Source organism: Rhodoferax sp. (genome assembly GCF_018063565.1).
Classification (GTDB): domain Bacteria; phylum Pseudomonadota; class Gammaproteobacteria; order Burkholderiales; family Burkholderiaceae_C; genus Rhodoferax.
The window spans coordinates 46,171-72,158 of sequence record NZ_JAGPBB010000002.1; the positions used below are offsets into that span (position 1 = coordinate 46,171).

The 25,988-nt window shown below is 57.7% G+C and carries 25 protein-coding genes, 2 tRNA genes and 1 riboswitch; of the genes, 12 read left to right on the forward strand and 15 right to left on the reverse strand.

The genetic code is table 11. From position 1 onward, the window contains the following. The first annotated feature begins 79 nt into the window (after positions 1 to 79). The 5 genes from ffh to KBF66_RS00840 all read left to right on the forward strand — a co-directional run bounded on the left by ffh (position 80) and on the right by KBF66_RS00840 (position 3,414). Positions 80 to 1,444, forward strand: a complete 1,365-nt coding sequence (ffh, locus tag KBF66_RS00820; protein WP_296650531.1) for a signal recognition particle protein — start codon at positions 80 to 82, stop codon at positions 1,442 to 1,444. 126 nt (positions 1,445 to 1,570) lie between these two features. After that, on the forward strand, positions 1,571 to 2,062 hold the full coding sequence (locus tag KBF66_RS00825; protein ID WP_296650535.1) for a hypothetical protein: 492 nt from the start codon (positions 1,571 to 1,573) through the stop codon (positions 2,060 to 2,062). Between the two features lie 35 nt (positions 2,063 to 2,097). Beyond that, a complete protein-coding gene (coaD, locus tag KBF66_RS00830) occupies positions 2,098 to 2,598 on the forward strand; it encodes a pantetheine-phosphate adenylyltransferase (RefSeq protein ID WP_296650543.1) in 501 nt (166 codons plus the stop codon). 20 nt (positions 2,599 to 2,618) lie between these two features. Next, positions 2,619 to 3,074 carry a universal stress protein gene (locus KBF66_RS00835; protein WP_296650547.1) on the forward strand — a complete coding sequence of 152 codons (456 nt, stop codon included), beginning with the start codon at positions 2,619 to 2,621 and terminating at the stop codon, positions 3,072 to 3,074. 22 nt (positions 3,075 to 3,096) lie between these two features. After that, the gene (locus KBF66_RS00840; RefSeq protein ID WP_296650550.1) at positions 3,097 to 3,414 is read left to right on the forward strand and encodes a YfhL family 4Fe-4S dicluster ferredoxin; all 318 of its coding nucleotides are present in this window, start codon (positions 3,097 to 3,099) and stop codon (positions 3,412 to 3,414) included. A 6-nt stretch (positions 3,415 to 3,420) separates the two neighbouring features. Here KBF66_RS00840 and KBF66_RS00845 read toward each other — a convergent pair whose 3' ends face one another. From KBF66_RS00845 to KBF66_RS00880, 8 genes are all read right to left on the reverse strand, one after another. After that, positions 3,421 to 3,888, reverse strand: a complete 468-nt coding sequence (locus tag KBF66_RS00845) for a hypothetical protein (protein WP_296650555.1) — start codon at positions 3,886 to 3,888, stop codon at positions 3,421 to 3,423. Next, entirely contained in the window at positions 3,885 to 4,544 is a 660-nt protein-coding gene (pth, locus tag KBF66_RS00850; RefSeq protein ID WP_296650559.1) for an aminoacyl-tRNA hydrolase, read from the reverse strand. The genes KBF66_RS00845 and pth overlap by 4 nt, the downstream gene beginning before the upstream one ends. 72 nt (positions 4,545 to 4,616) lie before the next feature. Continuing rightward, complete coding sequence (locus tag KBF66_RS00855; protein WP_296650563.1) at positions 4,617 to 5,282, reverse strand: 50S ribosomal protein L25/general stress protein Ctc; 666 nt, start codon at positions 5,280 to 5,282, stop codon at positions 4,617 to 4,619. Between the two features lie 97 nt (positions 5,283 to 5,379). Then, positions 5,380 to 6,357, reverse strand: coding sequence for a ribose-phosphate pyrophosphokinase (locus KBF66_RS00860; RefSeq protein ID WP_296650566.1), 978 nt, complete (start codon positions 6,355 to 6,357; stop codon positions 5,380 to 5,382). 59 nt (positions 6,358 to 6,416) lie between these two features. After that, positions 6,417 to 6,493: transfer RNA gene (locus KBF66_RS00865), tRNA-Gln, on the reverse strand. 39 nt (positions 6,494 to 6,532) lie between these two features. Further along, entirely contained in the window at positions 6,533 to 7,369 is an 837-nt protein-coding gene (gene ispE / locus KBF66_RS00870) for a 4-(cytidine 5'-diphospho)-2-C-methyl-D-erythritol kinase (RefSeq protein ID WP_296650569.1), read from the reverse strand. A 31-nt stretch (positions 7,370 to 7,400) separates the two neighbouring features. Then, on the reverse strand, positions 7,401 to 7,811 hold the full coding sequence (locus KBF66_RS00875) for a lipoprotein insertase outer membrane protein LolB (RefSeq protein WP_296650571.1): 411 nt from the start codon (positions 7,809 to 7,811) through the stop codon (positions 7,401 to 7,403). A 104-nt stretch (positions 7,812 to 7,915) separates the two neighbouring features. Further along, positions 7,916 to 9,658, reverse strand: coding sequence for a tetratricopeptide repeat protein (locus tag KBF66_RS00880; RefSeq protein WP_296650576.1), 1,743 nt, complete (start codon positions 9,656 to 9,658; stop codon positions 7,916 to 7,918). 38 nt (positions 9,659 to 9,696) lie between these two features. Between KBF66_RS00880 and mutM the strand changes: the two genes are divergently transcribed. The 3 genes from mutM (at position 9,697) to mutY (ending at position 13,577) form a co-directional block, all read left to right on the forward strand. Further along, a complete protein-coding gene (mutM, locus tag KBF66_RS00885) occupies positions 9,697 to 10,512 on the forward strand; it encodes a bifunctional DNA-formamidopyrimidine glycosylase/DNA-(apurinic or apyrimidinic site) lyase (protein ID WP_296650580.1) in 816 nt (271 codons plus the stop codon). A gap of 67 nt (positions 10,513 to 10,579) precedes the next feature. Continuing rightward, positions 10,580 to 12,541 (forward strand): dynamin family protein, encoded by a 1,962-nt coding sequence (locus tag KBF66_RS00890; RefSeq protein ID WP_296650583.1) that lies wholly within the window; start codon positions 10,580 to 10,582, stop codon positions 12,539 to 12,541. After that, complete coding sequence (mutY, locus tag KBF66_RS00895; protein WP_365732524.1) at positions 12,513 to 13,577, forward strand: A/G-specific adenine glycosylase; 1,065 nt, start codon at positions 12,513 to 12,515, stop codon at positions 13,575 to 13,577. Before KBF66_RS00890 ends, mutY begins: the two co-directional genes overlap by 29 nt. Here the strand turns inward: mutY and rapZ are convergent. From rapZ to KBF66_RS00910, 3 genes are read right to left on the reverse strand one after another with little or no spacing between them, the layout of a single operon-like run. Then, entirely contained in the window at positions 13,574 to 14,476 is a 903-nt protein-coding gene (gene rapZ, locus KBF66_RS00900) for an RNase adapter RapZ (RefSeq protein ID WP_296650588.1), read from the reverse strand. The two genes, mutY and rapZ, sit on opposite strands and share 4 nt — an antisense overlap. Before the next feature lies 1 nt (position 14,477). Next, on the reverse strand, positions 14,478 to 16,130 hold the full coding sequence (gene recN / locus KBF66_RS00905; RefSeq protein WP_296650592.1) for a DNA repair protein RecN: 1,653 nt from the start codon (positions 16,128 to 16,130) through the stop codon (positions 14,478 to 14,480). Continuing rightward, positions 16,127 to 17,029 carry an NAD kinase gene (locus tag KBF66_RS00910; RefSeq protein WP_296650598.1) on the reverse strand — a complete coding sequence of 301 codons (903 nt, stop codon included), beginning with the start codon at positions 17,027 to 17,029 and terminating at the stop codon, positions 16,127 to 16,129. The genes recN and KBF66_RS00910 overlap by 4 nt, the downstream gene beginning before the upstream one ends. Before the next feature lie 28 nt (positions 17,030 to 17,057). On the opposite strand from KBF66_RS00910, the gene hrcA reads away from it, so the two are divergent. Together hrcA and KBF66_RS00920 are read left to right on the forward strand one after the other, a co-directional pair. After that, positions 17,058 to 18,062 (forward strand): heat-inducible transcriptional repressor HrcA, encoded by a 1,005-nt coding sequence (gene hrcA / locus KBF66_RS00915; RefSeq protein ID WP_296650602.1) that lies wholly within the window; start codon positions 17,058 to 17,060, stop codon positions 18,060 to 18,062. A gap of 24 nt (positions 18,063 to 18,086) precedes the next feature. After that, positions 18,087 to 18,163: transfer RNA gene (locus KBF66_RS00920), tRNA-Ile, on the forward strand. A 24-nt stretch (positions 18,164 to 18,187) separates the two neighbouring features. On the opposite strand, the gene KBF66_RS00925 is transcribed toward KBF66_RS00920, so the two are convergent. After that, positions 18,188 to 18,346, reverse strand: a complete 159-nt coding sequence (locus KBF66_RS00925; RefSeq protein ID WP_296650605.1) for a hypothetical protein — start codon at positions 18,344 to 18,346, stop codon at positions 18,188 to 18,190. 259 nt (positions 18,347 to 18,605) lie between these two features. Here KBF66_RS00925 and KBF66_RS00930 point away from each other — a divergent pair, with 259 nt between their 5' ends. Further along, positions 18,606 to 19,421, forward strand: coding sequence for an LEA type 2 family protein (locus KBF66_RS00930; protein WP_296650607.1), 816 nt, complete (start codon positions 18,606 to 18,608; stop codon positions 19,419 to 19,421). Positions 19,422 to 19,517: 96 nt separating this feature from the next. Here the strand turns inward: KBF66_RS00930 and KBF66_RS00935 are convergent, their stop codons facing one another. Further along, positions 19,518 to 19,907: a CZB domain-containing protein gene (locus KBF66_RS00935; protein WP_296650609.1), complete on the reverse strand. Its 390-nt coding sequence runs from the start codon at positions 19,905 to 19,907 to the stop codon at positions 19,518 to 19,520. A 208-nt stretch (positions 19,908 to 20,115) separates the two neighbouring features. Here KBF66_RS00935 and KBF66_RS00940 point away from each other — a divergent pair, with 208 nt between their 5' ends. Beyond that, positions 20,116 to 20,283 (forward strand): hypothetical protein, encoded by a 168-nt coding sequence (locus tag KBF66_RS00940; RefSeq protein ID WP_296650615.1) that lies wholly within the window; start codon positions 20,116 to 20,118, stop codon positions 20,281 to 20,283. Between the two features lie 102 nt (positions 20,284 to 20,385). On the opposite strand, the gene KBF66_RS00945 is transcribed toward KBF66_RS00940, so the two are convergent. Together KBF66_RS00945 and KBF66_RS00950 are read right to left on the reverse strand one after the other, a co-directional pair. Next, positions 20,386 to 20,856 carry a hypothetical protein gene (locus tag KBF66_RS00945; protein WP_296650618.1) on the reverse strand — a complete coding sequence of 157 codons (471 nt, stop codon included), beginning with the start codon at positions 20,854 to 20,856 and terminating at the stop codon, positions 20,386 to 20,388. 65 nt (positions 20,857 to 20,921) lie between these two features. After that, positions 20,922 to 21,011: riboswitch (cyclic di-GMP riboswitch) on the reverse strand. A 243-nt stretch (positions 21,012 to 21,254) separates the two neighbouring features. Beyond that, entirely contained in the window at positions 21,255 to 25,985 is a 4,731-nt protein-coding gene (locus KBF66_RS00950) for a PilC/PilY family type IV pilus protein (protein WP_296650624.1), read from the reverse strand. Positions 25,986 to 25,988 lie beyond the last annotated feature (3 nt).

The following is a 25,988-nucleotide window of genomic DNA, read 5'->3' on the forward strand; positions in this document are numbered from 1 at the left end:
CGTACAGTTTAGCGTTTTGTACCCCGCCGCTCATCGAGTGGTTTCAACCCAGGCTCCGCTTGCCGGAACACCCTCTGCTATGGCATCCGCACTTACCGACAAACTCTCCCGACTGGTCAAAGAGATCCGTGGACAGGCACGTATTACCGAAAGTAACGTGGCCGATATGCTGCGTGAGGTCCGCATGGCGCTGTTGGAGGCCGACGTGGCATTGCCTGTGGTGCGAGACTTTGTCGCCCGTATCAAGGAAAAGGCCCTGGGTCAGGATGTCATGGGGTCTCTCACCCCGGGTCAGGCGTTGGTTTCCATTGTCAACAAGGAGCTTGCGGCCACCATGGGGGACGGCGTGTCCGATATCAATCTGGCCGCACAACCCCCCGCGGTGATCCTGATGGCGGGTTTGCAGGGTGCTGGCAAAACCACCACCACGGCCAAGTTGGCCAAACACCTGATCGAAAAGCGCGGTAAAAAAGTGTTGACGGTATCGGGGGACGTGTACCGACCGGCCGCCATTGAGCAGCTCAAAACCGTTACCGCCCAAGCCGGTGCGCAATGGTTCGCCAGCACCCCGGATCAAAAACCGGTCGACATCGCTCTGGCAGCGCTGGACTTTGCACGCAAACATTACTTTGACGTATTACTGGTCGACACGGCCGGTCGGCTGGCCATTGATGAGGCATTGATGCGTGAGATCCGGGACCTGCACGCTGCCATCCATCCAGTCGAAACCCTGTTTGTGGTGGACGCCATGCAGGGTCAGGACGCCATCAACACGGCGCGTGCGTTCAAGGAGGCATTGCCGCTGACGGGCATCATTCTGACCAAACTCGACGGCGACTCGCGCGGTGGTGCGGCGCTGTCGGTGCGACAGATTACGGGTGCCCCGATCAAATTTGCCGGCACCAGCGAAAAGCTCGATGGGCTTGAGGTGTTTGACGCCGAGCGCCACGCCGGGCGGGTGCTGGGCATGGGCGACATCATGGCCCTGGTTGAACAGGTGACATCTGGGGTGGATCTCGCAGCCGCGCAAAAGCTGGCGGCCAAAGTCAAGAGTGGGGCCACGTTTGATCTCAATGACTTCTTGAGTCAAATCCAGCAAATGAACCAGATGGGCGGGCTGAGCAGCCTGATGGACAAGCTTCCCTCGGCGATGGCGGCCAAGGCCGGTCAGGTCGACCTGGGGCGGGTTGAAAAAGACATCAAACGCAAGGAAGGCATCATCCACAGCATGACGCCGCTGGAGCGTGCCAAGCCCGAGCTGATCAAGGCAACGCGCAAACGCCGCATTGCTGCGGGCGCGGGTGTTCAGGTGCAGGAGGTCAACCGGATGCTCAAAGAATTCGAACAGATGCAGGACATGATGAAAAAAATGAAAGGCGGTGGCATGATGAAAATGATGAAACGTCTGGGCGGCATGAAGGGTATGCCCAAGATGCCGTTCTGAGACCTGCCTTGGAAGCTTGGCATGCGCTTCTAATATCAAGAACGTTTTATGCTTTAGCGCTTACCGGTATTCGATTTACAGCTATTTAGTTAATAGTGATTCGCAACTTCATTGGAGGTTTAAGGTATGACGGACCCTGAAAAACCAGACGAACAGGCCAATTGGTGTCGCCGTTTTGCTTCGTCTGCCAATAACCGTGCCTGGACCTTGTCAGAGCAAGAAAAGCGCACTGCCACGGAAGATCAGGAAATGCTCCATGCGGCGCACGCGGCTGCATACCTGTGGCAGCAAGTGGGTACCGAGCACCATGCAGCAGTGGCCCAACTTCTGCTGGGCCAGGTGCACGCCTTGCTGGGCAATGCCCACCTGGCACAGACCTATGCACTGGGTGCGCATCAATATTTTCTTGGTCGCGACAGCGAGGCATGGGAAACGGCTCTGTCCCATGTCGTCATGGCCAACGCGGCCTGTTGCTCTGGCCAGTCCGCGCCGCACCACGAGCATTACCGCTTGGCCGTCGGTTTGATTGAGGCGCTGGCAGATCCGCAGGACAAGAGTATTCTCATGGCCAGCTTGCGCGTGGTACCGGTACCGCAAGCGTCTGGAGCACTGACCTGAGCGGTCGATAATGTGCTGACACCTACTGACCTGATATGACCAATGATCTGATTGCGGTTTACCCTGGCACTTTCGACCCGATCACCCTGGGCCACGAAGATGTTGTGCGGCGTGCTTCTGCGCTGTTCGGTCGTCTGATTGTGGCCGTTGCCGCAGGGCACCACAAAAAGGCCATGTTCAGCCTGGACGAACGCTTGCAGATGACGCGTGACGCCTTGTCGGCCTACCCGCAGGTGCAGGTCGAAAGTTACCAGGGCTTGATGCGTGACTTTGTGATTGCGCGGGGTGCCAAGGCGATGGTGCGTGGTTTGCGTGCGGTCACTGACTTTGATTACGAGTTCCAGCTCGCGGGCATGAACCGCGCCCTGATGCCGGAGGTCGAGACGGTGTTCCTGACACCCGGCGACAAGTACCAGTTCATATCCAGCACCTTTGTGCGCGAGATTGCCAGCCTGGGTGGCGAGGTGGATAAATTTGTCTCGCCCGGTGTGCATCGGTGCTTGCTGGAAAAAGTGCGTACTTTGCGCGCGTGTTGACAGTTTTGAATGGAGCAAGCATGAAGATTCTTTTGCCTTTTGACGGTTCCGCCGTCGCGCTGGAGGCGGTCCGTTTTGCCATCCGCCTGGGCTCAGATGGGCTCGACAGCAGCGTCGTGCTGGCCAATGTGCAAGAGCCAGCCAGCCTGTACGAGCTGATGGTGGCACATGATCCGCGGGTGATCGAGCAGGTCAGCGCGGCCGCTGGCGCCAATACGCTGCTGCCCGCACAGGCCTTGCTGGACGCGGCCGGCGTGGCCTACGAGACCGAAGTGGCCACCGGGGATCCAGCCCACACGCTGGTGGATATTCTGGAGAACTATGGCTGCGACCTGGTGGTGATGGGTGCCAGCGGCACCAGCACCCTGCGTCGTGCGCTGTTGGGCTCGGTGTCCAATGAAGTGCTCCATGCAGCCGGTGTACCGGTGATGATTGTCAAGGCAGCCGAGGCCGCCAACCCGGACATCAGTGCTTGAGTATTTCGCAAGATAAGTCGCCATGGCCTTGCTGATCACCGATGCGTGCATCAACTGCGACGTGTGTGAACCCGAGTGCCCCAATGACGCGATCTACATGGGCCGCGAAATCTACGAGATCGATCCTCAACGCTGCACCGAGTGTGTTGGCCATTTTGACGAACCCCAATGTGTGCAGATTTGCCCGGTCAGCTGCATTCCAGTGCATCCAGAATGGATAGAGGATGCAGACAGCTTGTGGCGCAAATACCATCGGCTGCAGGCGATGGCCGGCGGTCGCGAGTCGGTCGCATCGAACGCGTCCGAAGTGCCGTTGAAGCCCACGCCGCCGGTGGTTTGACTCAACTTATTTGTCAAGGGTCTTTTTGACGGTCGGCTTTTTCGGTTTGGCTGCGCTGGTGCCTGAACCCGGAACCTCGGCCACAAACTGCTGCGGCTTTTTGGCCAGCCTGGTGATGGGGGTTGCCGATGGTCGGGACACGGCCGGTGCCATCGGTTTGGCCGGTGTGGCAGGGCCTCGCCCGACTTTTTTGGGCGATGTTGCTTTCGCTGCCGGACTTGGCCTTGCGCTGGTGTTTTCTTGCTCCAATCGTGTCTTCTCCAATTGATCGGCGCGCAATTGATCGCGTTGGCTTGCTGCCGTGGTTTGTTGCTGCTGCGCCACGCTGCGTCCATCGTCGACCGGCAAGATCCGCGCGTCGGGGCAGGGCGTCTGGCTGTAAGTGCTGCCACATTTGTAGACTGTTTGTGCTTCAGCCCAATGATTGAGAGCGTTGATTGCTATCAATAAAATGGCGATTCGACGAATTCTCATGACGCATTCACTTCATTGGGTGAGGATGCAGGTGGCACGGCTGACAGTGGCGTCCCGGCCGGTCGGGGTGGTTTTGGACGCGGTGGCTTGCTGGTGTGGATCAGGCGGGTGGCGGTTTCCAGCTCACCCCGGACCAGATGCCCAAGCGCCGTCACGGCTCGGTCAATGCTGTGGGTGATGGCGATGCGATCATCTGGTGAAGGCTTTTTTAGTACCCAGTGAATCACATCAGCCCGGTTACCCGGATGTCCGATCCCGAGTCGCAGCCGCCAATACTGGTCGCTGCCGAGCTGGGCATGGATATCACGCAAACCGTTATGTCCGGCATGACTGCCGCCGAGCTTGAGTTTGGCCTCACCCGGCGCAATATCCAGCTCATCGTGGGCAACCAGAATCTCCTGCGGTGCGATCTTGAAGAAGTTGGCCAACGCAGCGACTGATTTGCCACTTTGGTTCATGAACGTTTGCGGTTGCAGCAACCAGATGGCTTGACCTTCCACCGAGGTGCGCGCCACCAGGCCGTGAAACCCCTTTTCCATCAGCAGTGTCGCCTTGGTGAGTTGCGCAAGTGCATCGATCCACCAGAAACCAGCGTTGTGCCGGGTGGCGGAATATTCAGGGCCGGGGTTTCCCAAGCCTACAAAAAGTCGGATCATGCGTTCATTATGTCAAGGCGAGAACGAAAAGGGCCCACCGAAGTGGGCCCCTGGCAGATGGCGTTGGCCGGTTTATTTTTTGGCAGGTTTGGCAGCCGGTTTGGCGCCAGCCTTGCCGGCTGGTTTGGCCGCTTCAGCGCCGTCAACGACTGCGTCTGCGGCGGGTGCATCTGCGGCGGCAACCACCACCACCGACACCACCACCGGATTCTTGTTGCTGCCACGGGTCACCGCTTTAACACCCTTGGGCAGCGGGATTTCCGCCAGATGCAACGAGGTACCTTTGCGCATGCCACTCAGGTCAACCTTGATAAATTCAGGCAGGTCAACCGGCAGGCACAGCACCTCGATTTCGTTGATCACGTGGTTGGCAATACAGCCCTCGGTCTTGACGGCAGGAGACTGGTCATCACCCACAAAGTGCAGTGGCACCTTCATGTGCAGTTTGGTGCTGGCATCCACGCGCTGGAAGTCGATGTGCAGAATCTGCTGTTTGAACGGGTGCACCTGCACGTCGCGCAACAGCACGTTGCTTTCGGCTCCGCCCATTTCCATGGTCAGAATGCTGGAATGGAAAGCTTCTTTTTTCAGTGCGTGCCACAAGGCGTTGTGGTCCACCTCAATCAGCTGGGGCTCAGCGGAACCACCGTAAATGATGCCCGGCGTGCGGCCGGTGATGCGCAGACGGCGGCTCGCACCCGTACCGTGCTTGGAACGCTCAAAAGCGATAAATTTCATTGACTAACTCCATTAAGGGCCGACCGCGACCAGTGCGACCCTGATTAAAAAAAGCCCGTCACCCCGATGGGAACGACGAGCCACTCGAAATTTCTGATCAGAACAGGTTGTCCTGGTCAGAAAACAAACTCATGACCGATTTACCTTCGGCAATGCGCTGAATGGTCTCGGCAATCAGCGGTGCCACGTTGAGTTGACGAATCTTGGTACACGCCAACGCCGCCGGGCTCAGCGGAATGGTGTTGGTGACCACAATCTCGTCAAGCGCGTCACCCTGGCTGATACGACTGATCGCCGGGCCGGAAAAAATCGGGTGGGTGCAGTAGGCGTAAACTTTTTTTGCACCGCGTTGCTTGAGCACCTCGGCTGCCTTGACCAGAGTGCCAGCGGTATCGATCATGTCGTCCATGACCACGCAATTGCGCCCCTCGATCTCGCCGATCACGTGCATGACCTCACTCACATTGGCACGCGGTCGCCGTTTGTCGATGATGGCCAGATCGCAGTCAAGCTGCTTGGCCAGTGCACGCGCACGCACGACACCACCAACGTCTGGCGACACCACAATCAGATCTTCGTATTTTTTTTGCTTCAGGTCACCCAGCAAAACCGGTGATGCATAAATGTTGTCAACCGGAATGTCAAAAAAGCCCTGAATCTGGTCGGCATGCAAGTCCATGGTCAGCACCCGCGCCACTCCCACCGCTTGCAGCATGTTGGCCACCACTTTTGCCGTGATGGGTACCCGGCTTGAGCGCGGGCGACGGTCTTGCCGGGCATAGCCAAAATAGGGGATGACGGCACTGATCCGCTCGGCTGAGGCACGCTTGAGCGCGTCCACCATGATCAGCAACTCCATCAGGTTTTCGTTGGTCGGCGCACAGGTTGACTGAACCACAAATACATCGCGGGCGCGCACGTTCTGCTTGATCTCAACGGTGACCTCACCGTCGGAGAAGCGGCCCACCTCGGCGGCACCCAAGTCGGTCTTCAGATAATGCGCAATGTTCGCCGCCAACGAGGGATTTGCATTGCCGGTAAAAACCATGAATTCAGGGGGTTGATCGGCTTGCATGTATATCCCAACGAGTTGATCGCCTAAAGCTTTCACATGTCTGAAACATGCGTCAAATTTGGCAGGGGAAGAAGGATTCGAACCTTCGCATGCTGGAATCAAAATCCAGTGCCTTAACCAGCTTGGCGACTCCCCTACACGGGTAAAGCGCGAAACGCTTTACCGACAAACCAATCTATGCAGCCCAACCCAGCAAGGGATGAGCCGCCAATCCATCGCAAACCCTGACCTGATACTCACCAGGCACATTGTCAAAAACCATTGCAGACTTCAGTTCAGCGAACACTGCGCTCCCCGACCCAGTCATGCGGCCACTCAGTCCTTGGATCCGGAGCCAGTCTATGGCTTCATCGATATCCGGGCAAAGTGATCGAGCAACTTCCTGCAAATCGTTGCGACAAGACCAGTCAGCGTTTGCAGCGAAGCCTGTGATTATAGTAGTTTCAGAATCTCTTTTTAGCTGGGGGTGAGAAAAAATTCGCCCGGTGTCCAGCCCGGTCTGAGGTTTGACGACCAGATACTGCGCCGGTGGAAGAAGGATTGGGTGCAGATTTTCGCCAATTCCGGACACGAACGCATTGTTGCAACCCAGAAAAAAAGGCACATCGGCGCCCAGTTGGAGCCCGATGGCCATCAGACTTGATCGATCAAGGCCAAGCCGCCAGAGCCGGTTCAGTGCCAGCAGGGTGGATGCCGCATCGCTGGAGCCGCCACCCAAACCGGCCTGAGCCGGGATGCTCTTGTGGACGCCAATATGCGCACCGAGTGGTGTGCCACTGAATTGCTGCAGTGATCTGGCGGCTCGCACGATCAGGTCTTGCTCGGGGAGCGTGCAATTCAGGTCTTCACGGCTGATCTCACCATCGGTGCGGATCTCAAAATGCAGTGTGTCGCACCAGTCAATCAGCCGAAACACTGACTCCAACAGGTGATAGCCGTCACTTCTCCGGCCGACCACGTGCAGGAACAGGTTGAGTTTGGCGGGCGCGCTGACATCGTAAAGAGACTTCATGGTTTGAAATTGTGACCGACCATCGCCAACGTCAAGGTTCAAGCAACAGGCGCAATTCTGCGCTTGGCGCAGGGTAGTTTCGGCGCGCGGTGATTTTGCCCTGCTCCTGCTGGCTCAAGTCGACTGTCCAACCGTCGACCGGGCGATCTTGCCCTGCCAGCCAATCAAAAAAACTGGCCACAGGCACATGGGTACCCAGCAGGTGCCGGCTCAATGTGTTCAGGTCTGCAAAGGACTGCGTCACGCCGTTCGCGGTCAGCGTGGCTTGGTGCGGCATCCAGTCAACCAGGGCCGCCGTGGTGCCCAGCGGCGTTGTCAGGCGCAGCTGCCCGGTTTGCGCGTCGCCCTGGAGATCAAAGCCGGCGTTGTGCACCTGTGCCTGCGCGTCAGGCTGTTCATGGTCTGCAGGTATGCGCAGCGAGAGTTTGCCCGACCAAGTCATGACCGGGACATCATTTTTGGCTGTAGCGCTTATCCGGTTTGCACATCCAGCTACAAAAAAAGAAGCAACTGGAAGACTGGTCAAGCGCAGGACGTGACGTCGGATCACAGTGGAACACGCAGCCGTTTCAGCGTTTCTTGAAGGGTCTCGTTGTCGCGGTTGAGCTTGACTGCCTCACGAAATACATGCAAGGCTTCGGCCTGGCGCTGGCTGACCCATAAAACCTCACCCAGATGGGCCGCAATTTCAGCGTCCGGCTTGTCCTTGAAGGCGGCTTGCAACAACTCCAATGCGCGGGCGTGGTTGCCACTGCGAAACTCAGCCCAGGCCAGACTGTCGGTAATGAATGGGTCGCCAGGTGCCAACGCAAGTGCTTTGGCAATCAGGTCCCGGGCTTCGGGCAGCCGCATGTTGCGGTCGGCCAGCGAATAACCCAGCGCGTTATAGGCGTGGGGATCCTCGGGCTTGGCTGCAATCAGGCTGCGCAGCAAGCGCTCCATCTCTTCCATCTCCCCTAGTTTCTCACTGACCATGGCCAGGTCATACATCAGGTCAGTGTCGTGCGGATTCTGGGTGATGGCCGCTTTGAGGCGGTCACGGGCGCGGTCAAACAGTTTGTGCTCGCGTAACAGTGCCACCTCGGCCATGCGTTTGAGTCGCACGTCGGCTTCAGAATGTTCGGTTTGGTTTTGTATCAGCGTCAGCGCATCTTCGGTTTTGCCTTGCTGCGCCAACAGATTGGCACGCTGAACCTGCGCCCGCAGCACATCGTCCGGATTGTCGACCCTTTGTAGCAGAGCATCCGCCTGCACCAGGTCCTTGCGCAACTGCGCGACTTGAGCCAAAGACATTAGCGCCTGCGAACGTCCACGCCGGACTTCTGCGGAGCGCTCGGCTTGAGGCAGCGCCTCGACCAGGTCCAGATAACGCTGCAATTGCCGTTGGGCCGGATCAAGCTGTTGTTGCTGCAGATCCAGCGCACCGTGAATCAACCAGGCCTCGGCAAAATCGGCCTGACTGCTCTGAAGATGCGCCAACTCGGCGCGTGCCTCGACTTCGCGTTGCTGGCCGAGCAGGGCCTTGATAAACGCGATGCGAAATTCGGCGCGCGCCTGTGGCAGATGCTGTCTGACCAGTTGTTCTGCCTGGGGAGTGTCAGACCCGAGCATGGACATGGCCAGCAATGCCGGGTGCTCTGCATTTGGGTTCAGCGACAACGCTTTGCTGGCCGCTGCCAGCGCCGCGGTCTTATCGCCGGCACCAAGCCACATGCGCCCGATGACGGCTCCGGCCGTGGCACCCAAGGATGGATCGTCGGTCAGTTTCTGCAGCGCATTTTGTACGGTGGCAGCAGCAAGTTGGCGGTCAGAGACACGGTCGAAAAAATGAGGCAGACGCCACAGGAACTCGCGCTGTTCGGCAGCGGGCGTCAGGGTAATTTCATGCTGAATGGGCTCCACGGTATCGGCAACCCGGTTCAAGCCCAGCAGTATCTGCAGCACAAACAAGTTGGCCTCACTGGATGTCGGCTCAGCGTCCCGCCACGCTTTGGCAGCTTGCAGGGCGGACTCTCCGGCACGCGCCTGGATGGCGATCTGCACTGCCCGCCTGAACACGTTCGGGTCACCGGTTTTGCGTGCTGCATCCAGCAGCAGCGAGAACGCGGTGGCTGATTCATGGTTGCGGGCATTGAGTTCGCCAAGCAGCAGTTGGTAAAAAAGCCCGCTGTCCATGGCTGACACTTTGGCGCTGCGCTGCGGCGCATCGGCGCTGTGGACCGACAGGCTGAGCATGCAGCCCAGCGCCAGGGGGGTGATGGCACGAAGAAATAGGGAATTGAAACGCATCTGTTCATAATAATCCATGCACCACAGAAAGCGTTTGTATGCCTGAATTACCCGAAGTGGAAGTAAGCCGCCGCAGCTTTGCCAACGCCATTGCCGGCGCGCAGGTGACGGGGGTGCGGGTTGGAAAACCGTTGCGCTGGCCACTGGGCATCCAGGGCGGTGAGTTGGTGGGGCGTCGTGTTGATGCCGTGACCCGGCGCGCCAAGTATCTGGTGATTCACCTTGACCGTGGGTACCTGCTGTTGCATCTGGGGATGTCCGGGAGCCTGTTGTTTGCGCCAGCTCTGCCTGAGCCCGGCTCACACGACCATTTTGATCTGCGCACCACACAGGGCACTTTGCGACTGCATGACCCCAGGCGTTTTGGCGCGATGGTGTATGTGGACAGCCTGACCGACCCGATGGCACGCAAGTTGCTGGACCATTTGGGTATGGAGCCACTCGGGGACGAATTTTCCCTGGCACTGTTTTCTTCGGGCTTGAAACGACGCACGACCAGCGTCAAGCAGGCATTGATGGCCGGCGATCTGGTCGTGGGTGTGGGCAATATCTATGCGTCGGAAGCACTGTTTCTGGCAGGAATCCGGCCCAACGCAATAGCCAAGACCCTGAGTCGGGTAAGGGTGGCGCGTCTGCATCAGGCAATCGTTGACGTATTGTCCGCAGCGGTGGCCAAAGGGGGCAGTACCTTGCGTGATTTTTCCAGTGCCGATGGGCAGGCGGGTCATTTTCAGCTGGAGGTGATGGTGTACGGCCGCGCCAATTTGCCGTGCAAGCGCTGTGAGACAGCGGTCCGCCTGATCCGTCAGGGCCAGCGATCCAGCTTTTATTGCCCGCAGTGCCAACAGCGGTGAGCCACAGGGTCGTGGGACTTTGCCGGGCGAGGGTGCTATATTGACCCTCAGCAAGTTCGGAGGCGGATTGGGAACTTCATTCAATGAGAAATTTGACCAACATGGCGCATGGCGACGTGAGTTTGCGCTGCGCCTGAGGTTGCTGGCGCAGTGGCTCAAAGAGCAGGACATGCTCGACGCCTCGGTGGAAGAACGTCTGCATCAACTGGAGACGCAGGTCCGCGTGGATAAGGTGATGGTGGCGTTTGTCGCCGAGTTTTCCCGCGGCAAGTCCGAGCTGATCAACGCAGTTTTTTTTGCCGGGTATGGTCAACGCATACTGCCAGCCAGTGCCGGTCGCACCACCATGTGCCCAACCGAGATGGCCTATGACCCGAGCCTGCCGCCCTGTCTAAGACTGTTGCCAATCGAAACCCGGATGCAGCCACAGTCGTTGATGGAGTGGCGCATGGTGCCTGATCGATGGGAGCATACGCCGCTTGAGGTGAACAATCCGAAGCAATTGGCGCAGGCATTTGCGCGCGTCTCGGAAACCCGACGAGTCAGCACAGATGAGGCGCGGGCACTCGGCTTCATGCATGGTCAGAATCCGGATGATCTGTTCACCGCCAATGCGGATGGCGGAGTTGAGATCCCCAGATGGCGACATGCGCTGGTCAACATTGCGCACCCTTTGCTGCGCCAGGGTTTGGTAATTCTCGACACTCCAGGATTGAACGCGATCGGCGCCGAGCCAGAACTGACCGTGAATTTGATCACGCAGGCGCAGGCGATTGTCTTTGTGCTGGCCGCTGACACCGGCGTGACGCAGTCAGATTTGACCATCTGGCGTGAGCATTTGCTCGATGATCAGCGTGATGCGGCGGCACGGCTGGTGGTACTCAACAAGATCGACACCCTTTGGGATGCGTTGGACAGCGAAGAAGAAGTGCAGGCGCAAATTGATAAACAAATGCGTGATGCGGCGCACATTCTTGGTGTCAATCCAGGGCAAGTGATGGCCCTCTCTGCTCAAAAGGGCTTGCTGGGCAAGTTGAGCAATGATCAGGCATTGAGCCAGCGAAGCGCGCTTGCCGTGTTTGAAACCGCTTTGAGTCAGGGTGTTGTTGAGCGCCGACGGCAGTTGCTGGGGCGGCAGGTCACTTCGGCCATGGAGGGTTTGCAAAGTGAGACGGCAAGGGTGATCCAGATCCGTCGGCGTGAAATTGCCGAGCAATCGATTGAGCTCAAAGGACTGCAGGGGAAAAACCGGCCGGTCATCAGGAGCATGCGATCCAGAATTGCCGCTGAACAGGCAGAGTTTGATGCGGCAGGCACTCGGATACACGCAGTGCGCTCGGTACACCTGAAACTGCTGAGGGATATCTTTTCCTTGTTGGGGGCCTCGCGTTTGAAGCAGGAAATAGCCGCTTTGACGGGTTCACTGAATCAAAAGGGCTTCAAACTTGGTATCAGGCACATCTATGGTGAAACCTTTGCGCATCTGCGTGCCAATTTGCAGCAGGTCCAGGCCAGGGGCCAGGAAATTCACGCCATGCTGGAGGCCACGTTCTCACATCTGAACACCGATTACGGTTTCTCGCTGCGCGTCGCGGATGCGCCGGATGTGACGGGCTACCTGAATGAACTCGATCTGATCGAGCGCAGCCATCTCCAGTACCTGGGTGTTGGCAACACATGGAGGCTGGCGCAGCTTGAGTTCGCACAGAATGTTGTCAGGGCGTTGTCGACACGTTTGCGCAGGGTTCATGAAACTGCCTTGGCCGACGTCGAGGCCTGGAGCAAATCGGCGGCGTCGCAGCTGGACTCCCAGTTGCGCGGGCGTCGACGTAATTTCGTCCGTCGGCTGGAGGCGATTGATCGCATCGCCCAGGCGTCTGAGGGCTTGGACGAGCGCATCGCCGAGGTGCAGGGGCGTGATGCCGACCTGCAGCAGGCGCAGCAAAAACTCGATGAACTGACCGGGTACCTGATGCGGATGGCCGCCCAGCGGCCGATTGATGTGGCCGATGGTGCAGCGGGTGCGTGAGGCACCCCGGGCCGGGTTTCAGCTGGCGCAGGCCGTTGTGACGTGGCAAGTCAGGCACGGTCGCAATGACTTGCCTTGGCAAGGCACGACCGACCCGTACCGGGTGTGGCTGTCCGAAATCATGTTGCAGCAAACCCAGGTGGTCACGGTTCGGGTCTACTTTGAGCGGTTTTTGGCCCGATTTACCAATGTTGGCGTGCTCGCGAGCGCGCCACTTGACGAGGTATTGAGCCTCTGGGCGGGTTTGGGCTATTACAGCCGGGCGCGCAATTTGCACCGTTGTGCGCAAGAGATCGTGCACCACCACGGCGGCGTGTTTCCGCGCAGTGCACAGATGTTGCAGACCCTGCCGGGAATTGGCCGCTCCACCGCCGCTGCCATCGCTGCCATTTGTTTTGGTGAACGCGTTGCAATTCTGGACGGTAACGTCCGCCGGGTGTTGACGCGTTTCTTGGCCTATGAAGCTGATTTGGCCCGTCCCGCGAATGAGCGCCAGTTGTGGGATCTGGCGACGCAGCAGTTGCCACAACAAGACCTGTCCGTGCAGATGCCTCGTTACACCCAAGGCATGATGGATTTGGGTGCCACGCTCTGCACTGCCAGGCGGCCCGCCTGTGAGGTGTGCCCATTGGCCGGTGCCTGTCAGGCTTTTAGGCGGCACCAGGTTGAGCACTTCCCGGTCCGGAGTCGCCAGGTCAAGCGTCATGTGCAGTCGATCTGGATGCTTTGGGCGCGTACTGACAGCGATGCACTGTGGTTGCAACGCCGCCCGACCCCAGGCGTTTGGGCAGGCCTTTTCTGTTTTGCGCTGTTTGACGATCTGGCCAGTTTGAGGGTGGTGCTGCCAGCAGCGCATCCGATCGTTGAACTGCCGGTGGTCAAGCATGTGTTGACTCACAAAGACCTCTATTTGCATCCGGTGCAGACCCATCTGCAGCACCCGCTCAGGCCCAGCCTGGATGGCGATTGGCTGGACCGGAATCAATGGATGAGTCTCGGGTTGCCAGCCCCGATCAAGAAAATGCTGATGTCCTAGTCTTTGGCAGAGCGGGCGTCCATTTCGCGGTGTCTCCTGAGGGTGACCCAGTGTGCCTGGTAGTGTGCCGTCAGCTGCTCCACCAAATAGACCGACCGGTGCTGGCCACCCGTGCAACCAATGGCCACGGTGACGTAGCTGCGATGGTTTTGTGCCAGTGCGTTAAGCCAGCCATCCAGAAACCTGCAGATATCTGAGAACATCCGCGCCACTTCGTCCTGCTGCCCCAAAAAACTGACCACAGCGGCATCCTTGCCGGTCAGGGCGCGCAAGGCCGGCTCGTAGTGCGGGTTGGGCAGCATCCGAACGTCAAACACATAGTCCGCGTCACTGGGTATGCCACGTTTGAAGGCAAATGACTCAAACACTAGCGTCAATTGCTCAGCTGGCGCCTCGATGAATGATTTGACATAACTTTGCAGCTGGGTGGGGCGGATGATGCTGGAATCGATGACGTGCGCCTGGGCGCGCAGGTCGCTCAGCAATTCGCGCTCAAGCTCGATGGCATCCGCCAGTGCGTGCCGGTGGTCACGCTGATCGGCCCCCGCTGCAATGGCTGATAGCGGATGGCGCCTGCGTGTTTCCGAAAAACGGCGGATCAAGGTGTCGGTGGTGGCGTCAAGAAAAATCGAATCGATACAGATCTTGCTGGCCTTGAGCTGCTTGAGCAGTTCGGGCACCAATGGCAGTGCCTGTGCGCTGCGCACGTCCATGGCAATGGCCAGACGTTTGCAATGCTGGTGACGCTCAAGCTCCACCAGCGGCATCAACAACTCAGGCGGCAAGTTGTCCACGCAGTAAAAGCCAAGGTCCTCCAGCGCGTGCAAAGCGACCGATTTGCCAGAGCCCGACATGCCGGTAATCAGCACGATCTGCAAGTCGGTCAGCGCTTTGGGCATGTCAATCACCTTGGGTCTGAAGCATATCGCGGGCATGTGCCAGCGTGCTTGCCAGAATACGTTCACCCCCCAGCATACGCGCCAGTTCGGCCACACGCTCGTCACCACGAACCGGGTGGACCGAGCTGACTGTGGCGCCGGCTTCTAGTTGCTTGTGAACAAGCAGATGTTGGTCCGCGCAGGCGGCAACCTGCGGCAGGTGGGTCACCGCCAGTACTTGACGGTCAGCCCCGAGTTGCTGCATCAAGCGCCCCACGGTTTCTGCCACAGCACCACCGACTCCTGCGTCCACTTCATCAAAGATCAGGGTCGGGGCGCTGCCGAGCTGGCTGGTGGTGACGGCGATGGCCAATGCGATGCGCGACAACTCGCCCCCTGAGGCCACTTTGTTAACCGGCCTTGGCGTACTGCCGGCGTGTCCCGCCACCAGAAAACTGATCTCGTCCATGCCACTTTGTAGCGGCTGGGCAGATGGCTGCACCTCAACCTTGAACTGTCCGCCCGACATGCCGAGCCCCTGCATGGCGTTGGTGATGCTGTCGGCCAGACCTTGCGCAGCCTGACGTCTGGATTGTGTCAATTGCCGGGCTGCCTGTTGGTAAGCTCGCCAGGTACGCTCCTGTGTCTGTTCCAGCGACTGCAGATCGGCGGCGGCGTCAAGAGCGGCAAGGTCATGCCGCCACTGCAACAGCAGGTCTGGCAAGTCTTCCGGGTTGCGTTTGAAACGGCGCGACAGCGTCACCCATAGTGCCAAGCGTTGGTCCAGCAGGTTCAGGCTGTCCGGGTCCGGTTCGGTTTTGCGCAGGTAAACGCGCAGCGACCGCGCGCTGTCCTCAGTTTGCGCAAGACTTGAAGCCAAAACCTCACCTAGCGTTTTAAATTCGGGCTCTATATGCTCTTGTTTTTGAAGTAATTCGAGTGCCTGACCAAGCGGACGGGTGGCATTGCTTTCGTCTCCATCAAGGGCTGCCAGTGCTGCCTGCGCGGCATCAATCAAGGCCTGTGCGTTGGAAAGCCGGGTATGGTCGGCATTGAGGGTGGGCCACTCGTTGACTTGGGGCGACAACTTCTCCAGTTCGCCGATTTGCCAGCTCAACCGTTCGCGGTCTTGCAGCAAGGACTCCTGAGCGGCGTGTGCGCACTTGAGTTGCTCCTGCGCGGCGCGCCATTGTTGCCACAGTGTGGCAACCTCGGTTTGCGAGAGTTTGGCATAGGCATCGAGCAGGCCGCGCATGGCGTCAGAGCGGGTCAGGCTTTGCCAGGCATGCTGACCATGAATGTCGAGCAGTTGTTCACCGGCGGCACGCAATTGCGTGGAAGTGGCTGGGCTGCCATTGATCCAGGCGCGGCTTTTGCCTTGCGAATCAAAGGTGCGTCGCAGCATCAGCAGGCTGTCAGTGGCAAATCCGGCATCCTCGAGCCAGGCCAAGATCGTCTGCGTGACCTCAAACTCGGCGCAAACCTCGGTGCGGGAAGCGCCCTCGCGGATCAGGTTCAAGTCGGCACGGCCACCGGTGGCCAGTTGCAATGCATCAATGAGGATCGACTTGCCAGCCCCGGTTTCTCCCGTCAGTACCGTGAAGCCTGACGCCAGGTCCAGATCAAGCTCGCGCACGATGACAAAGTCGCGCAGGACAATGCGTCGCAAACTCACGTCGTGGTTACTCCCTCGTTCCAATGTAATTTTTCGCGCAAGGTGTCGTAATACGACCAACCTTTGGGGTGCAAGAACCGGACATGGTGCTTGGACTGGCTGACCTCAATGCGGTCGCCGTGCATCAGCGATGCGAGAGACTGCGTATCAAAACTGGCGCTGGCATCGCGGCCGGCCACAATTTCAATGGCGATGCAGGAAGTATTGGCCAGCACAATAGGGCGATTGGACAAGGTGTGAGGCGCGATCGGTGCCATCACCCAACCTGCTATCGATGGGTGCAGCAATGGACCACCAGCCGACAAGGCATAGGCAGTAGACCCGGTTGAGGTGGCAATGATCAGCCCGTCCGCGCGCTGGTTGGCAACAAAATGGCCATCCACCTCCACCCGCAATTCGACCATACCCGACGCAGCGCCCCGGTTCACCACCACGTCGTTCATGGCCATGGCTTTGTATACACAATGTCCATCCCGCATGACGCGGGCGTTCATGAGGCTGCGTAGGTCTTCAACATACTCACCCTGCAGCATCTTGCCCAGACTGACTGCAAAATTGCCATAGGGAATGTCGGTGATGAAGCCGAGCCGCCCTTGATTGATGCCAATCAGCGGCACACCGTACGCAGCCAGCTTTCGGCCAACACCCAACATCGTGCCATCGCCACCAACCACCAGACAAAGGTCACACTGTTGACCAATTTGCTCCACGGTGAATTGCTGATATCCCGTCATCCCCATGTTGAGTGCGGTGTCGTGTTCCAGCACCACTTCACAACCCTGGTTGTGTAAAAAATGTGCAACCGCTTCGATCGCGCTGCGTGCGTTGGCAACCGAGGCACCGGTTGCCAGCGTTTGGTACTTGCCGACGAGGGCCACGAGCTGGAATTTGGGGTTCATTTTCAAATTACATCACTAAAATGAAATCATGCTCGATGATCGTGCCAAGTTATTGCTGAAAGCGCTGGTAGAACGCTACATTGCCGACGGTCAACCGGTAGGTTCGCGCACCTTGTCCAGGGCGTCGGGGCTGGACCTGTCGCCGGCCACCATTCGCAATGTAATGTCTGACCTGGAGGAGTTAGGGCTGATTGTCAGTCCCCACACCTCGGCAGGCCGTATACCCACCGCGCGGGGCTATCGCCTGTTTGTCGACACCATGCTCACTGTACAACGAGGTCATTTGGGCACGCACCATCTGGCGCCTGATCAGCCACAACGGGTTATTTCAAACGCAGCCAACTTGCTGTCCAGCCTGTCGCAGTTTGTCGGGGTGGTGCTTGCACCGCGGCGAACGTCGGTGTTTCGCCACATTGAATTTCTGCGGTTATCGGAGCGGCGTTTGCTGGTGATCATTGTGTCGCCAGAAGGGGATGTGCAAAACCGCGTCATCTTTACCGAGGTGGATTACGCCCAGTCCCAACTGGTGGAGGCGGCCAATTTTCTGAATGCCAACTATGTTGGCATGGCTATCGAGCAGGTGCGTGAGCGCATCAAGGGCGAGATCGATTCGTTGCGGACCGAAATTGCAGGTCTGATGAATGCCGCTGTAGCGGCCAGCTCCGATGTGTTGAGCGAGGCGCAAGACGAGGTCATCATCTCGGGTGAGCGAAATCTATTGTCGGTCAGTGACTTTTCCAACGACATGAACCACTTGCGTCGGGCCTTTGAGCTATTTGAGCAAAAGGCGCAGTTGATGCGCCTGCTGGATGTGACCGGGCGGGCCGAAGGGGTGCGCATCTTCATCGGTGGGGAAAGCCAGGTGGTACCGTTTGAGGACCTGTCCATCGTCAGTGCGCCCTACGAGGTCGACGGCCAGGTGGTCGGCACGCTCGGCGTTATCGGGCCTACCCGCATGGCGTATGACCGGATGATCCAGATTGTCGATATCACATCCAAACTCGTCAGCAATGCGCTGAGCCACCACAAGTAGGCCTTTACAATCGCCAGCTCGGTTGGGGCGTTAGCTCAGTTGGTTAGAGCAGAGGACTCATAATCCTTTGGTCCACAGTTCAAGTCTGTGACGCCCTACCAATATGGTAAAGGAAAGCCTGCTACTTAAAAACTAGCAGGCTTTTTCAATCCCAGCGAATTGCTGACTTTTACAGACTCCGGTGCAGGGTTTTGTACCGATTCCAGCGCCGGGAAAGCCTCGCGGCGCGGAACGGTGTCGACATCGCCGCTTCTAAAGCGCTGTGCGTAATTGCCATGCACCATGCGAACTTTGCGCGTGAAATGGTCATGTCTTGGCCTTGGTCCGTTATCCGGTCGCAAACCATTCAATCGCTCGGCCAGTTCATGGCTGGTGACGGTAGTCGTGTCAAAGAGACTGCTCTGAGAGCAGTTCGTCGGACAGCGATGTGAACGCCGTGACCGACAATAGCTGCCCTTTGTGGTGTAGGTCAAGCGAACAGGTTGATGTCACAGAAGTACGAGCGGACAACAGGAGACCGCCAAAACTCCATTACAGTGCGTCATGAAATTTCTACGGCTGTTGGTATTTTTGTTCTTGTCCTACTTTCTGTCCAATGCGGCAGGGTACGCCGCGGCTCCAATTCAGGCTGTTCGTATCGGTCCGATCGATGCCGTCAAGTTCGATATCGCGCTGATTCTTTCGTCCAATGCGGTCAAGAAATGCGCTGGGCAGTTTCGAGGACAACTCAAGGCGTATGACGTGGCGATGACAGTCGCTTTTGCGGGCAACTTAAAGTCAGCCGCCGGTGCGTGTGAGTTAAGCGCGGCTGTTCCATGGCGCGGCATTTCGGAGAAGGTTGCTCAGCAGGCGCGTGGCGACGTCTTACACCTCAGTTTTGTTGGGGAACTGGTCGATGGCAAGTCGATCAATACAGTGAACTGGGCGGTTGCGGCGACCAAGGCCAATCTGGTGTTGAAAGAGCCCATGAAGGAGACGGTTAAGCGCTTTGCCAGGGCCACTGACGTTCAGGTGGGCACCATCAGCCTGCGAGACTCTACGGTAAACGCAGACATCAATGTTCAGTCACCTTTGGGTTTTGATCTGAGGGTGCCGAAAATCTCTTGTTTGCTCGAGATTCATGGTGCCGTCGTGGCAATGGGTTCCAAGGAGTCGTTTGTATTGGCCTCTGCCGGTCGTCCAACCGCATTGCGGGTTCCGGTGACCATTGACCATAAGGCTCTGCTGTCGGCCACTGGCAACGTGATTATGCAAATGGGCAAGGTCAGCGGAAAGCTCTCGGGGTCGGTGCGAGTCCGAACGCCGAGTGGCGAAGTAGACTTTCCGATGGAGTTTCCTGTGCAGTTGAAGTTGATTTGAGACTTGCGAAAGTCAACTGCGCGTGCTCGGTGCGAGGATGTGACCCCTGCGATGTTCCACGCCTTCACTCCGAGATTTGCAATCAATGGCGTGAAATCAAGTCGTCAGGGCATTCTTGAGGCGCTGGATCGCCTCTTCAACGCCCGAGGAGCATAGCGCCAGCTCCGCGTCGTCGCTAAGGTAGGTCTTCGCCAACGCATACTGCTTTTCATTGACGATTTCTGCCACAGCGCCGGTGAGCAAATGAAACTCGCGGTGATGCAGCACAAGGTCCTGGAAGGCCGGACTGTGACCATAGTGCCGATCACCCTCGGTGCACAGCCATCGACCCAGATTGCAAAGATCATCCCGGCCAATGGTGTCTGCATGGATGGGTTCCATTGCATCGACCGCAGCCAGTAACTTGTCTTTCCATTCGCGGTGCCACCGCAGTGCCTGATCCAGCATGATCACTTCGTCATCGCGGCGTTGATTGCTCTGTGCCATTCGGTGATCTTAGCCCTGAATTTGGTGCTTGAACAGTCTGGTGCTGGACTTGGCCTCCACTGATTCAAAAAAAGTGTCGCGGTCCATCGGGACGTTCTGCAGTTCGTCTCCTGAATCCGCAGTTCATCGCAATCAACGTGCAATCCGGAACTAAGATACCTACATTCTCTTCAACGGGCCGTTTGGGCCGGTCAACTGGAGAGTCAAGATGAACACTACCAACCGCATTCGTTTCACTGCAATCACCGTCGCTATTGCCATTACAGCGATCGTCCAAGGAACCATGCTTTGGAGTTTTGACGCTGTCGCACAGCAGGCTACTCAGCAGCCTGAAGTTCAGGTAACGATGAAAGCTGCGACAGGCCAGAATTCATGAGGCTGCTGCCAGCTCATGTTGCCAACCTGCGTGGCGAGTCATTCGGGCCAGAGAATGGCTCTCTTGAAGAGTATTGGGTTGTATTGCAAAAACGCTCGGGCACTAGCCTCGCGGTGCGTAAAGGAATCCCTTTTGAACGCGCCAGTCGGTGCAGATGAGATGCCCACGATTGAAAAGTCTGTTGGAGATCATTGACACAATATTGCCGTCGTCGTCATAAATGACGGTACCGTCTTTGCAGAGCATGACAGTGTCGTCGGTCGGGATGGCGTCAAGCACCTTCGCCAAGATCATGCTGTCTCGCATTCCAACGTAAACGACGAACAGTGTGACGAGCATTCCAAGATAGATCGCACCATCGCGCAACACCTTGCCCCACACATTGGGCACGGTTCTGGTGGTCTCAAGCGGCTCAATCCGGCTTGCGAGGTCAAAAATGTCAACGCGTTGTGAACCTGATTCGGTTTCGTCTGAGTGTTTCTTGGACGCTGGTTCGTCAGCGGACTTGGCTGTTGTTTGACCAGGCTCCGAGAGGGGAATATGGGCACGCCCAAAGGGTTTTGTTTGCTTCACGATGGTTCCTTGAGTTGACAAAGCAGCAACGCGAAGCAGTCAAAGCGGCGTCCAACGAAAGCCTGACCGGCAACCCCGCTATCCTTTCCTAATTTAGGAATGTTGGACCGGAGGCTTTGCGTCTCTGCTTTCCAGCAGATTTGCCAAAAAAAGGGGTGCATTTTAGGGTAGGCGATTCACCGGCGCAAATCGATAGGGCGGAAAATGCGTTACGTCACGAAAGCATTACGCGTAAAAAAACCCAGCGGTTTCGACTGGGTTTTGTCCTCAGCATCCACTGATTCGCTCAGTAGGACCGCTTTGATGCGTGACGAATGCGACTTTATCGGGCATTGCTCAGTTGGTATGTGCGCTACCGAACATTGGGGCCGGCAGCACCTTCCCTGGCAGGTGGAGATCTAGAAAAAGAGCTCTCGCCAGCTGATGCGATTGGTGCCAGATGGTGGTGGTGTCAAGGGTGGTTCCACGTCGGCACCGTTCGCACCCGTCACGTCGGTGGTTGCACCCTTGAATTTTGTTTTTGTTCCACCATAACCTGATCCGTCTGCGACGATTTCACGGACATAGGTGACCCCCACAATGCCGTTGGAGCTGAGTATTCTGCCGGGGGCTGCGGTTTGCCCGTTGTCGCCTTTGGCGTAATACACACGGGTGTTGCTGCCAGCGGTGCACACACCTGCCTTGGGCTCATTGGTCACAATCACCATCGTCGTTCCAACCAGGGTCAGGGGCAAATTCACACGCTCTTTGGATACCATCAAGTCAACCATCCAACCTTTGGCGTTGTTGGCCGAACAGACCGCCGGGGTGGCACTGCATTCAAGGGTGAAGTCCGATTTGGTGATGTAGGGTTTGAGCGTTGTCCGCAGATTGCTGATGGTGGCAGCCGACGTCAAATCGTCCACGATCGCATAAACAGACTGCCTTTGTGTGTTGGATAAATCCGAGTCGCCAAGCAGTTGGCCGGTGCCCACAAAAACGTAAGGCAGTTTGTTCCAGGTGCCGATTTCCGGTGCTGTTGTGATGGGTTGAACAACCGCACTGGCATCCTTGGCGGTAGCCATCAATTTGGCTTCATACCCGGCGGGCGCGATGAGATCATTGATGTCAAAGCGCCAGATGTTGCCAAACAGGTCACCACCGTAAGCGCGCTGAATGGTGTCGTTGATGCCCGGAAAATCCACCCAGGCGCTGACCTGTGCCAGTCCGCTCGGGTTGGCGGCGGTGCCGACACCGGTGTCAATCGAGCGAATCAGAGCACCCGACACAGCGTCCAGAACAAACAGCAGGCCCTTGCCGGTGGCATTGTTGTAGCCCGACGTCAACAGAACGACCCAAGTACCGTTCTTGAGTTTGCCAATCACGGGTTTGCCGAAACTCAGGCCGACATCGCATGCTCCACAACTGGAAGCGTCAAACTCCCACAAGCTCTTGGGTTGCAGGGGATTTGTGATGTCAAGTGCATAGAAGGCCTTGCCGCCAGCGTTGAGACCACCGACCAGAATGGTCCGCCAGCCACTTGCATTCTTGACGTCACCGACAACCGGTGTGCCATCCACGAAGAAACGATGGTTGGCTGAATAATTGTTGTCCGCCAACTGTGTCAGTTTCGGGATGACAGCGGACGGAACGTAAGCCCAGGCTTCCTTGCCGGCAAGTGCCTGATCGGCGGCGGGTGCACTGGCCGTAGGCGCGTGAAACGCGTGCAACATGCCGTCGTTGGCACCGACGTAAATCATGGGTTTGCGGGCTGACCAGGTTGACTTGAATGCAGCGTACCCTGCATCGGTGAATTGCCGGTAAGGTGCAGCGACATACTGGGGTTTCGAGTTGATGATGTCACCCAGTACAGCGTCTCGCTGGCGATAGAGCTTGCCACTGATGCCCGGCGCAAAACCCTCAAATTGTCTTTGGCCGCGGATATAGTTGACCAGGCTTTCACCCGTTGCCTGACCGACCTGACCAAGCGACATGTCCATATACTGGGTGAGCCCGGTGGCGGCAAAAAGTGCTTTGCGCGCGGTGCTCAACTGATTGGAGACAGCGGCTGTTGCGCACTTGGTGGTGTTCCAGGTGAATTCCCCCAGACTGTTGGTCGCGCTGGTGTCGCGAACATAGATGTTCCGGTCGTCGCAGGCGTTTTGAACCTGCCCATTGAGCAAAGTACGCGCCGACCACGCTACCGTTGAGGTTGCCGCTTCGCGCGCCTGCAAGTCCCCGGTCCAGCGCCCGCTGACATAGGTTGATGCAAAGCTCAGACCTCCAACGGTGAATCCGGCCAGATCCGAGATGGCGACGCTCGTGCCTGCGGCGACACTGGCGTCGATCGCGGCCAATGCACCGCGAATGCCAGAAACCACAGAGTCCGGATTATTGGCACTGAAGTACTTGCCCCGGCCATTCACAGCGGTGTGCCAGAAATCATCAATGGAGCGTGGATCGTTGTACAGCTGAGCATAAGTTGCATAGTCCAGGCTGGGCTCCGGCCACCGGGGCCAGCCCAAGGTACCCAGGCGAACTTTTGAGAAATCACCGGTGATGGCGGTAGCGTAGTCTTCCTGGTAATTGAGCGTCCCAGAAACACCCAGGCCCACGACAAAAGTGGTCATGTGCTGCCAATTGGCCCGGTCGGCACCCCAACTCGTGCCAGAGGCCCGGACATCATTGATGAGGGCAGGTCGTAAATCGTTTTTGTAATAGTACTGGGCGACATCTGCCAGTGAATTGGAGCTTCCGGTGGAGAAAGTGCTGGCAACGACCACGGGAGCATGGTTCACCGTGACGTCGGCGGGCAGTGCTGGCGCCGTTGCAGAATCAATACACGCCGTCGTATAACTGGAGTTGACTGCAGTGGTCGGGCCGGTGACCGTGCCATCCAGATAGGTACGGGTGGTGAGCGTTGTATCGGTCTTTTTCGCTTTGACGCCCGCCACCGACACTGTCCCGGTGCAAAGTGTTGCCATCCAGTTCGGAGCTGTGGCCGGAATCGGCGCACAGGCCGCGTCCACCACAGCGGCACTATCCTGATTGGCGCAGGTGGTGCCAATCCAGCCATTGCCTGCGCTCGGTGTTGGGTCGTTGACACAGGTCGCAGGGTCCACTGGCGTGGGGCCGGCGGTGGTAATCAGCGTGCAGGTGGTGTTGCCGCTGGGGGTGCAACTGCCGCCTACGGTGGTCACGGCGGTGGCAGAGCAGTTGTTGTTGGTCGAATCGGGGATGCAGTAACTGATGGTTTGGCAGTCTGTCTTGGTCGGAGGCGAACCCACATAGGCTCCGCCCGAACTGCTACAACTGGCTACCGTGCCCCAGCCGGAATCGTTCACGCTGCTGCAAGTCTGATTTCCGGAAGCCGAATACACCGTCCCTGAACAACTGCTGACCAGCGCTGTCACATCATTGGTGACGGTACAGGTATTGAAGACGTAGTTGCTGCCCCACCCGTTCGGGCAGGCATTACCGGCCACCGCAGTGGGCCCGGTGGTGAGGTGGGTACACCCGGCACCTGAACAGGAAGCCACAGGTGTGTTGGCGGTGTTGGTATTGCAGGTGACATGGATGTAGTCGGGTGCACTACCGGTGGCGGCATTGCAGGACGACACGACGTTGGGGCCGGTGGTTTGGGTTGTACAGCCTGTCAGACCGGAACAACTTGCAACCGGGGTCGTTGTCTCTGTGGCTGGGTTGTACCACTTGCTTTGCGAGGTCGACTTGGTGATCGTGGTGGTTTCCAGCTTGTACTGTGACGTTGCAAGGGTGGTATTCCAGGTGCGGCGCGACAGCTGCGAGGTGCGCCTTTCTATACGCGTTGCGTTGTTGACCGGCGCGGTGGTGACGGTTTTTTGCCATTGCTTGGACGTCTTGCGGACCACCCGCGTGAATTTTCCGGTCACGTTTCTTGCGCAAGCCTCATAGTTGTAGTGTGTTGTGGTCGAGCTGGTTTGCGTATAGCCGACGGTGCTGGTGACGCCGTCAAACACCCCTCGGGGAGCGATGCCGCTATCGTCGGTCAACGGACTGTCCTGCTGACCGACCCAGGCATTGCCGGCAATATTGGTGGGGCCGCCCCCATTGCCTGTTTTCTCTGCCTCCGTATTCCAGTAACCATCGGTGGTCAGGATGGTGAAATTGGGCTGACAGGAATACTGTACCGGGTCTTCAGCCATACCCTGGTTGATGCCGTCGGTTTTGCCAGCGTAGTGTCGGCCAACACGTGCCAGTGCTTCGCGGGTAGGCGAACTGCCTGCCGGATACTGGCCATAAAGTTTTGAAAACCAGCGCACTTTCTGAGCCGCGTCAAAGTCGCCAATCTTCTCGTAGCGCGGACTCTGCACTGAGGTGCTGGGTGTGATGCTGGTGCCGGTACCCACAATGGTTGGGTTTCCGTTCAGAAATCCAACCCGGTAATTGTCATTGAGGGGTGAGAAAGCCAGTCCGATGGCGCTCTTGGCCAGCGCCATGCGGGTTCGATAGTAGGTGTACCAGATGGCGAAATTCTCACGTTCGGCCACTGAAACCAGTTTGCGGGTCCACGTGCCGCCAGTGGTCCCAACATTGCCCGTAGTATTGGCTGCCATCGTATCGGCTGCGATGCAGGGGCCACTGTTGTAAGTCAGGCTCGCAGTGCCGGTGTAAACATAATAATAGGCAGCCTGCGGCGTATCGGCCACGGTCAGAACAACGGAGCGCACCGTGTTTGCATCGTGCGCCTGAAAATTGGTCGACAAATTGACCGTGGTGGTGGCATCCACGTAATAGTTATAAGGTGCGGCGGTAAAACTCGGGATCGGCAGCAGTGAATTGGCCGCGTCCTTGGGCAGTTTGTAAACCTGCGCCGGGTTGAAATAAAGGGAGTTGCATTGACTGCTCTTGTAACCAATCGACTGCTTGGCACCTTCAACCTCCATCTGATCGGGCATGTGCGTCCACGACATCGAATTCGAGGTATCCATCAGCAACATGATGTTGGGTTTGACCCCCGCACCAATACCACCCAGCAGCGGAATATTGGAAATATCGGTCGTCGCTGCGGTCACAGACAAAGCGGCACATAGCGAGACAGGTAGCAGCAGCTTCTTGGACAGCCGGCTGGTTGTTGTTGCACTGGGTGCGTTTTCACGAAATGGTTTCATGGC

Bases quoted from the DNA above. Each gene is read 5' to 3' on its own strand.
- KBF66_RS00835 (WP_296650547.1), top strand. From the start codon at position 2,619: ATGAAGATTCTTTTGCCTTTTGACGGTTCCGCCGTCGCGCTGGAGGCG.
- KBF66_RS00875 (WP_296650571.1), bottom strand. From the start codon at position 7,811: ATGACTTGGTCGGGCAAACTCTCGCTGCGCATACCTGCAGACCATGAA.
- hrcA (WP_296650602.1), top strand. From the start codon at position 17,058: ATGCTCGATGATCGTGCCAAGTTATTGCTGAAAGCGCTGGTAGAACGC.
- ffh (WP_296650531.1), top strand. From the start codon at position 80: ATGGCATCCGCACTTACCGACAAACTCTCCCGACTGGTCAAAGAGATC.
- rapZ (WP_296650588.1), bottom strand. From the start codon at position 14,476: ATGCCCAAAGCGCTGACCGACTTGCAGATCGTGCTGATTACCGGCATG.
- KBF66_RS00935 (WP_296650609.1), bottom strand. From the start codon at position 19,907: ATGGCACAGAGCAATCAACGCCGCGATGACGAAGTGATCATGCTGGAT.
- KBF66_RS00925 (WP_296650605.1), bottom strand. From the start codon at position 18,346: ATGGTGCATGGCAATTACGCACAGCGCTTTAGAAGCGGCGATGTCGAC.
- mutM (WP_296650580.1), top strand. From the start codon at position 9,697: ATGCCTGAATTACCCGAAGTGGAAGTAAGCCGCCGCAGCTTTGCCAAC.
- KBF66_RS00940 (WP_296650615.1), top strand. From the start codon at position 20,116: ATGAACACTACCAACCGCATTCGTTTCACTGCAATCACCGTCGCTATT.
- KBF66_RS00950 (WP_296650624.1), bottom strand. From the start codon at position 25,985: ATGAAACCATTTCGTGAAAACGCACCCAGTGCAACAACAACCAGCCGG.
- KBF66_RS00930 (WP_296650607.1), top strand. From the start codon at position 18,606: ATGAAATTTCTACGGCTGTTGGTATTTTTGTTCTTGTCCTACTTTCTG.
- pth (WP_296650559.1), bottom strand. From the start codon at position 4,544: ATGATCCGACTTTTTGTAGGCTTGGGAAACCCCGGCCCTGAATATTCC.
- KBF66_RS00845 (WP_296650555.1), bottom strand. From the start codon at position 3,888: ATGAGAATTCGTCGAATCGCCATTTTATTGATAGCAATCAACGCTCTC.
- KBF66_RS00910 (WP_296650598.1), bottom strand. From the start codon at position 17,029: ATGAACCCCAAATTCCAGCTCGTGGCCCTCGTCGGCAAGTACCAAACG.
- KBF66_RS00880 (WP_296650576.1), bottom strand. From the start codon at position 9,658: ATGCGTTTCAATTCCCTATTTCTTCGTGCCATCACCCCCCTGGCGCTG.
- coaD (WP_296650543.1), top strand. From the start codon at position 2,098: ATGACCAATGATCTGATTGCGGTTTACCCTGGCACTTTCGACCCGATC.
- ispE (WP_296650569.1), bottom strand. From the start codon at position 7,369: ATGAAGTCTCTTTACGATGTCAGCGCGCCCGCCAAACTCAACCTGTTC.
- KBF66_RS00860 (WP_296650566.1), bottom strand. From the start codon at position 6,357: ATGCAAGCCGATCAACCCCCTGAATTCATGGTTTTTACCGGCAATGCA.
- mutY (WP_365732524.1), top strand. From the start codon at position 12,513: ATGTGGCCGATGGTGCAGCGGGTGCGTGAGGCACCCCGGGCCGGGTTT.
- KBF66_RS00825 (WP_296650535.1), top strand. From the start codon at position 1,571: ATGACGGACCCTGAAAAACCAGACGAACAGGCCAATTGGTGTCGCCGT.
- KBF66_RS00855 (WP_296650563.1), bottom strand. From the start codon at position 5,282: ATGAAATTTATCGCTTTTGAGCGTTCCAAGCACGGTACGGGTGCGAGC.
- KBF66_RS00840 (WP_296650550.1), top strand. From the start codon at position 3,097: ATGGCCTTGCTGATCACCGATGCGTGCATCAACTGCGACGTGTGTGAA.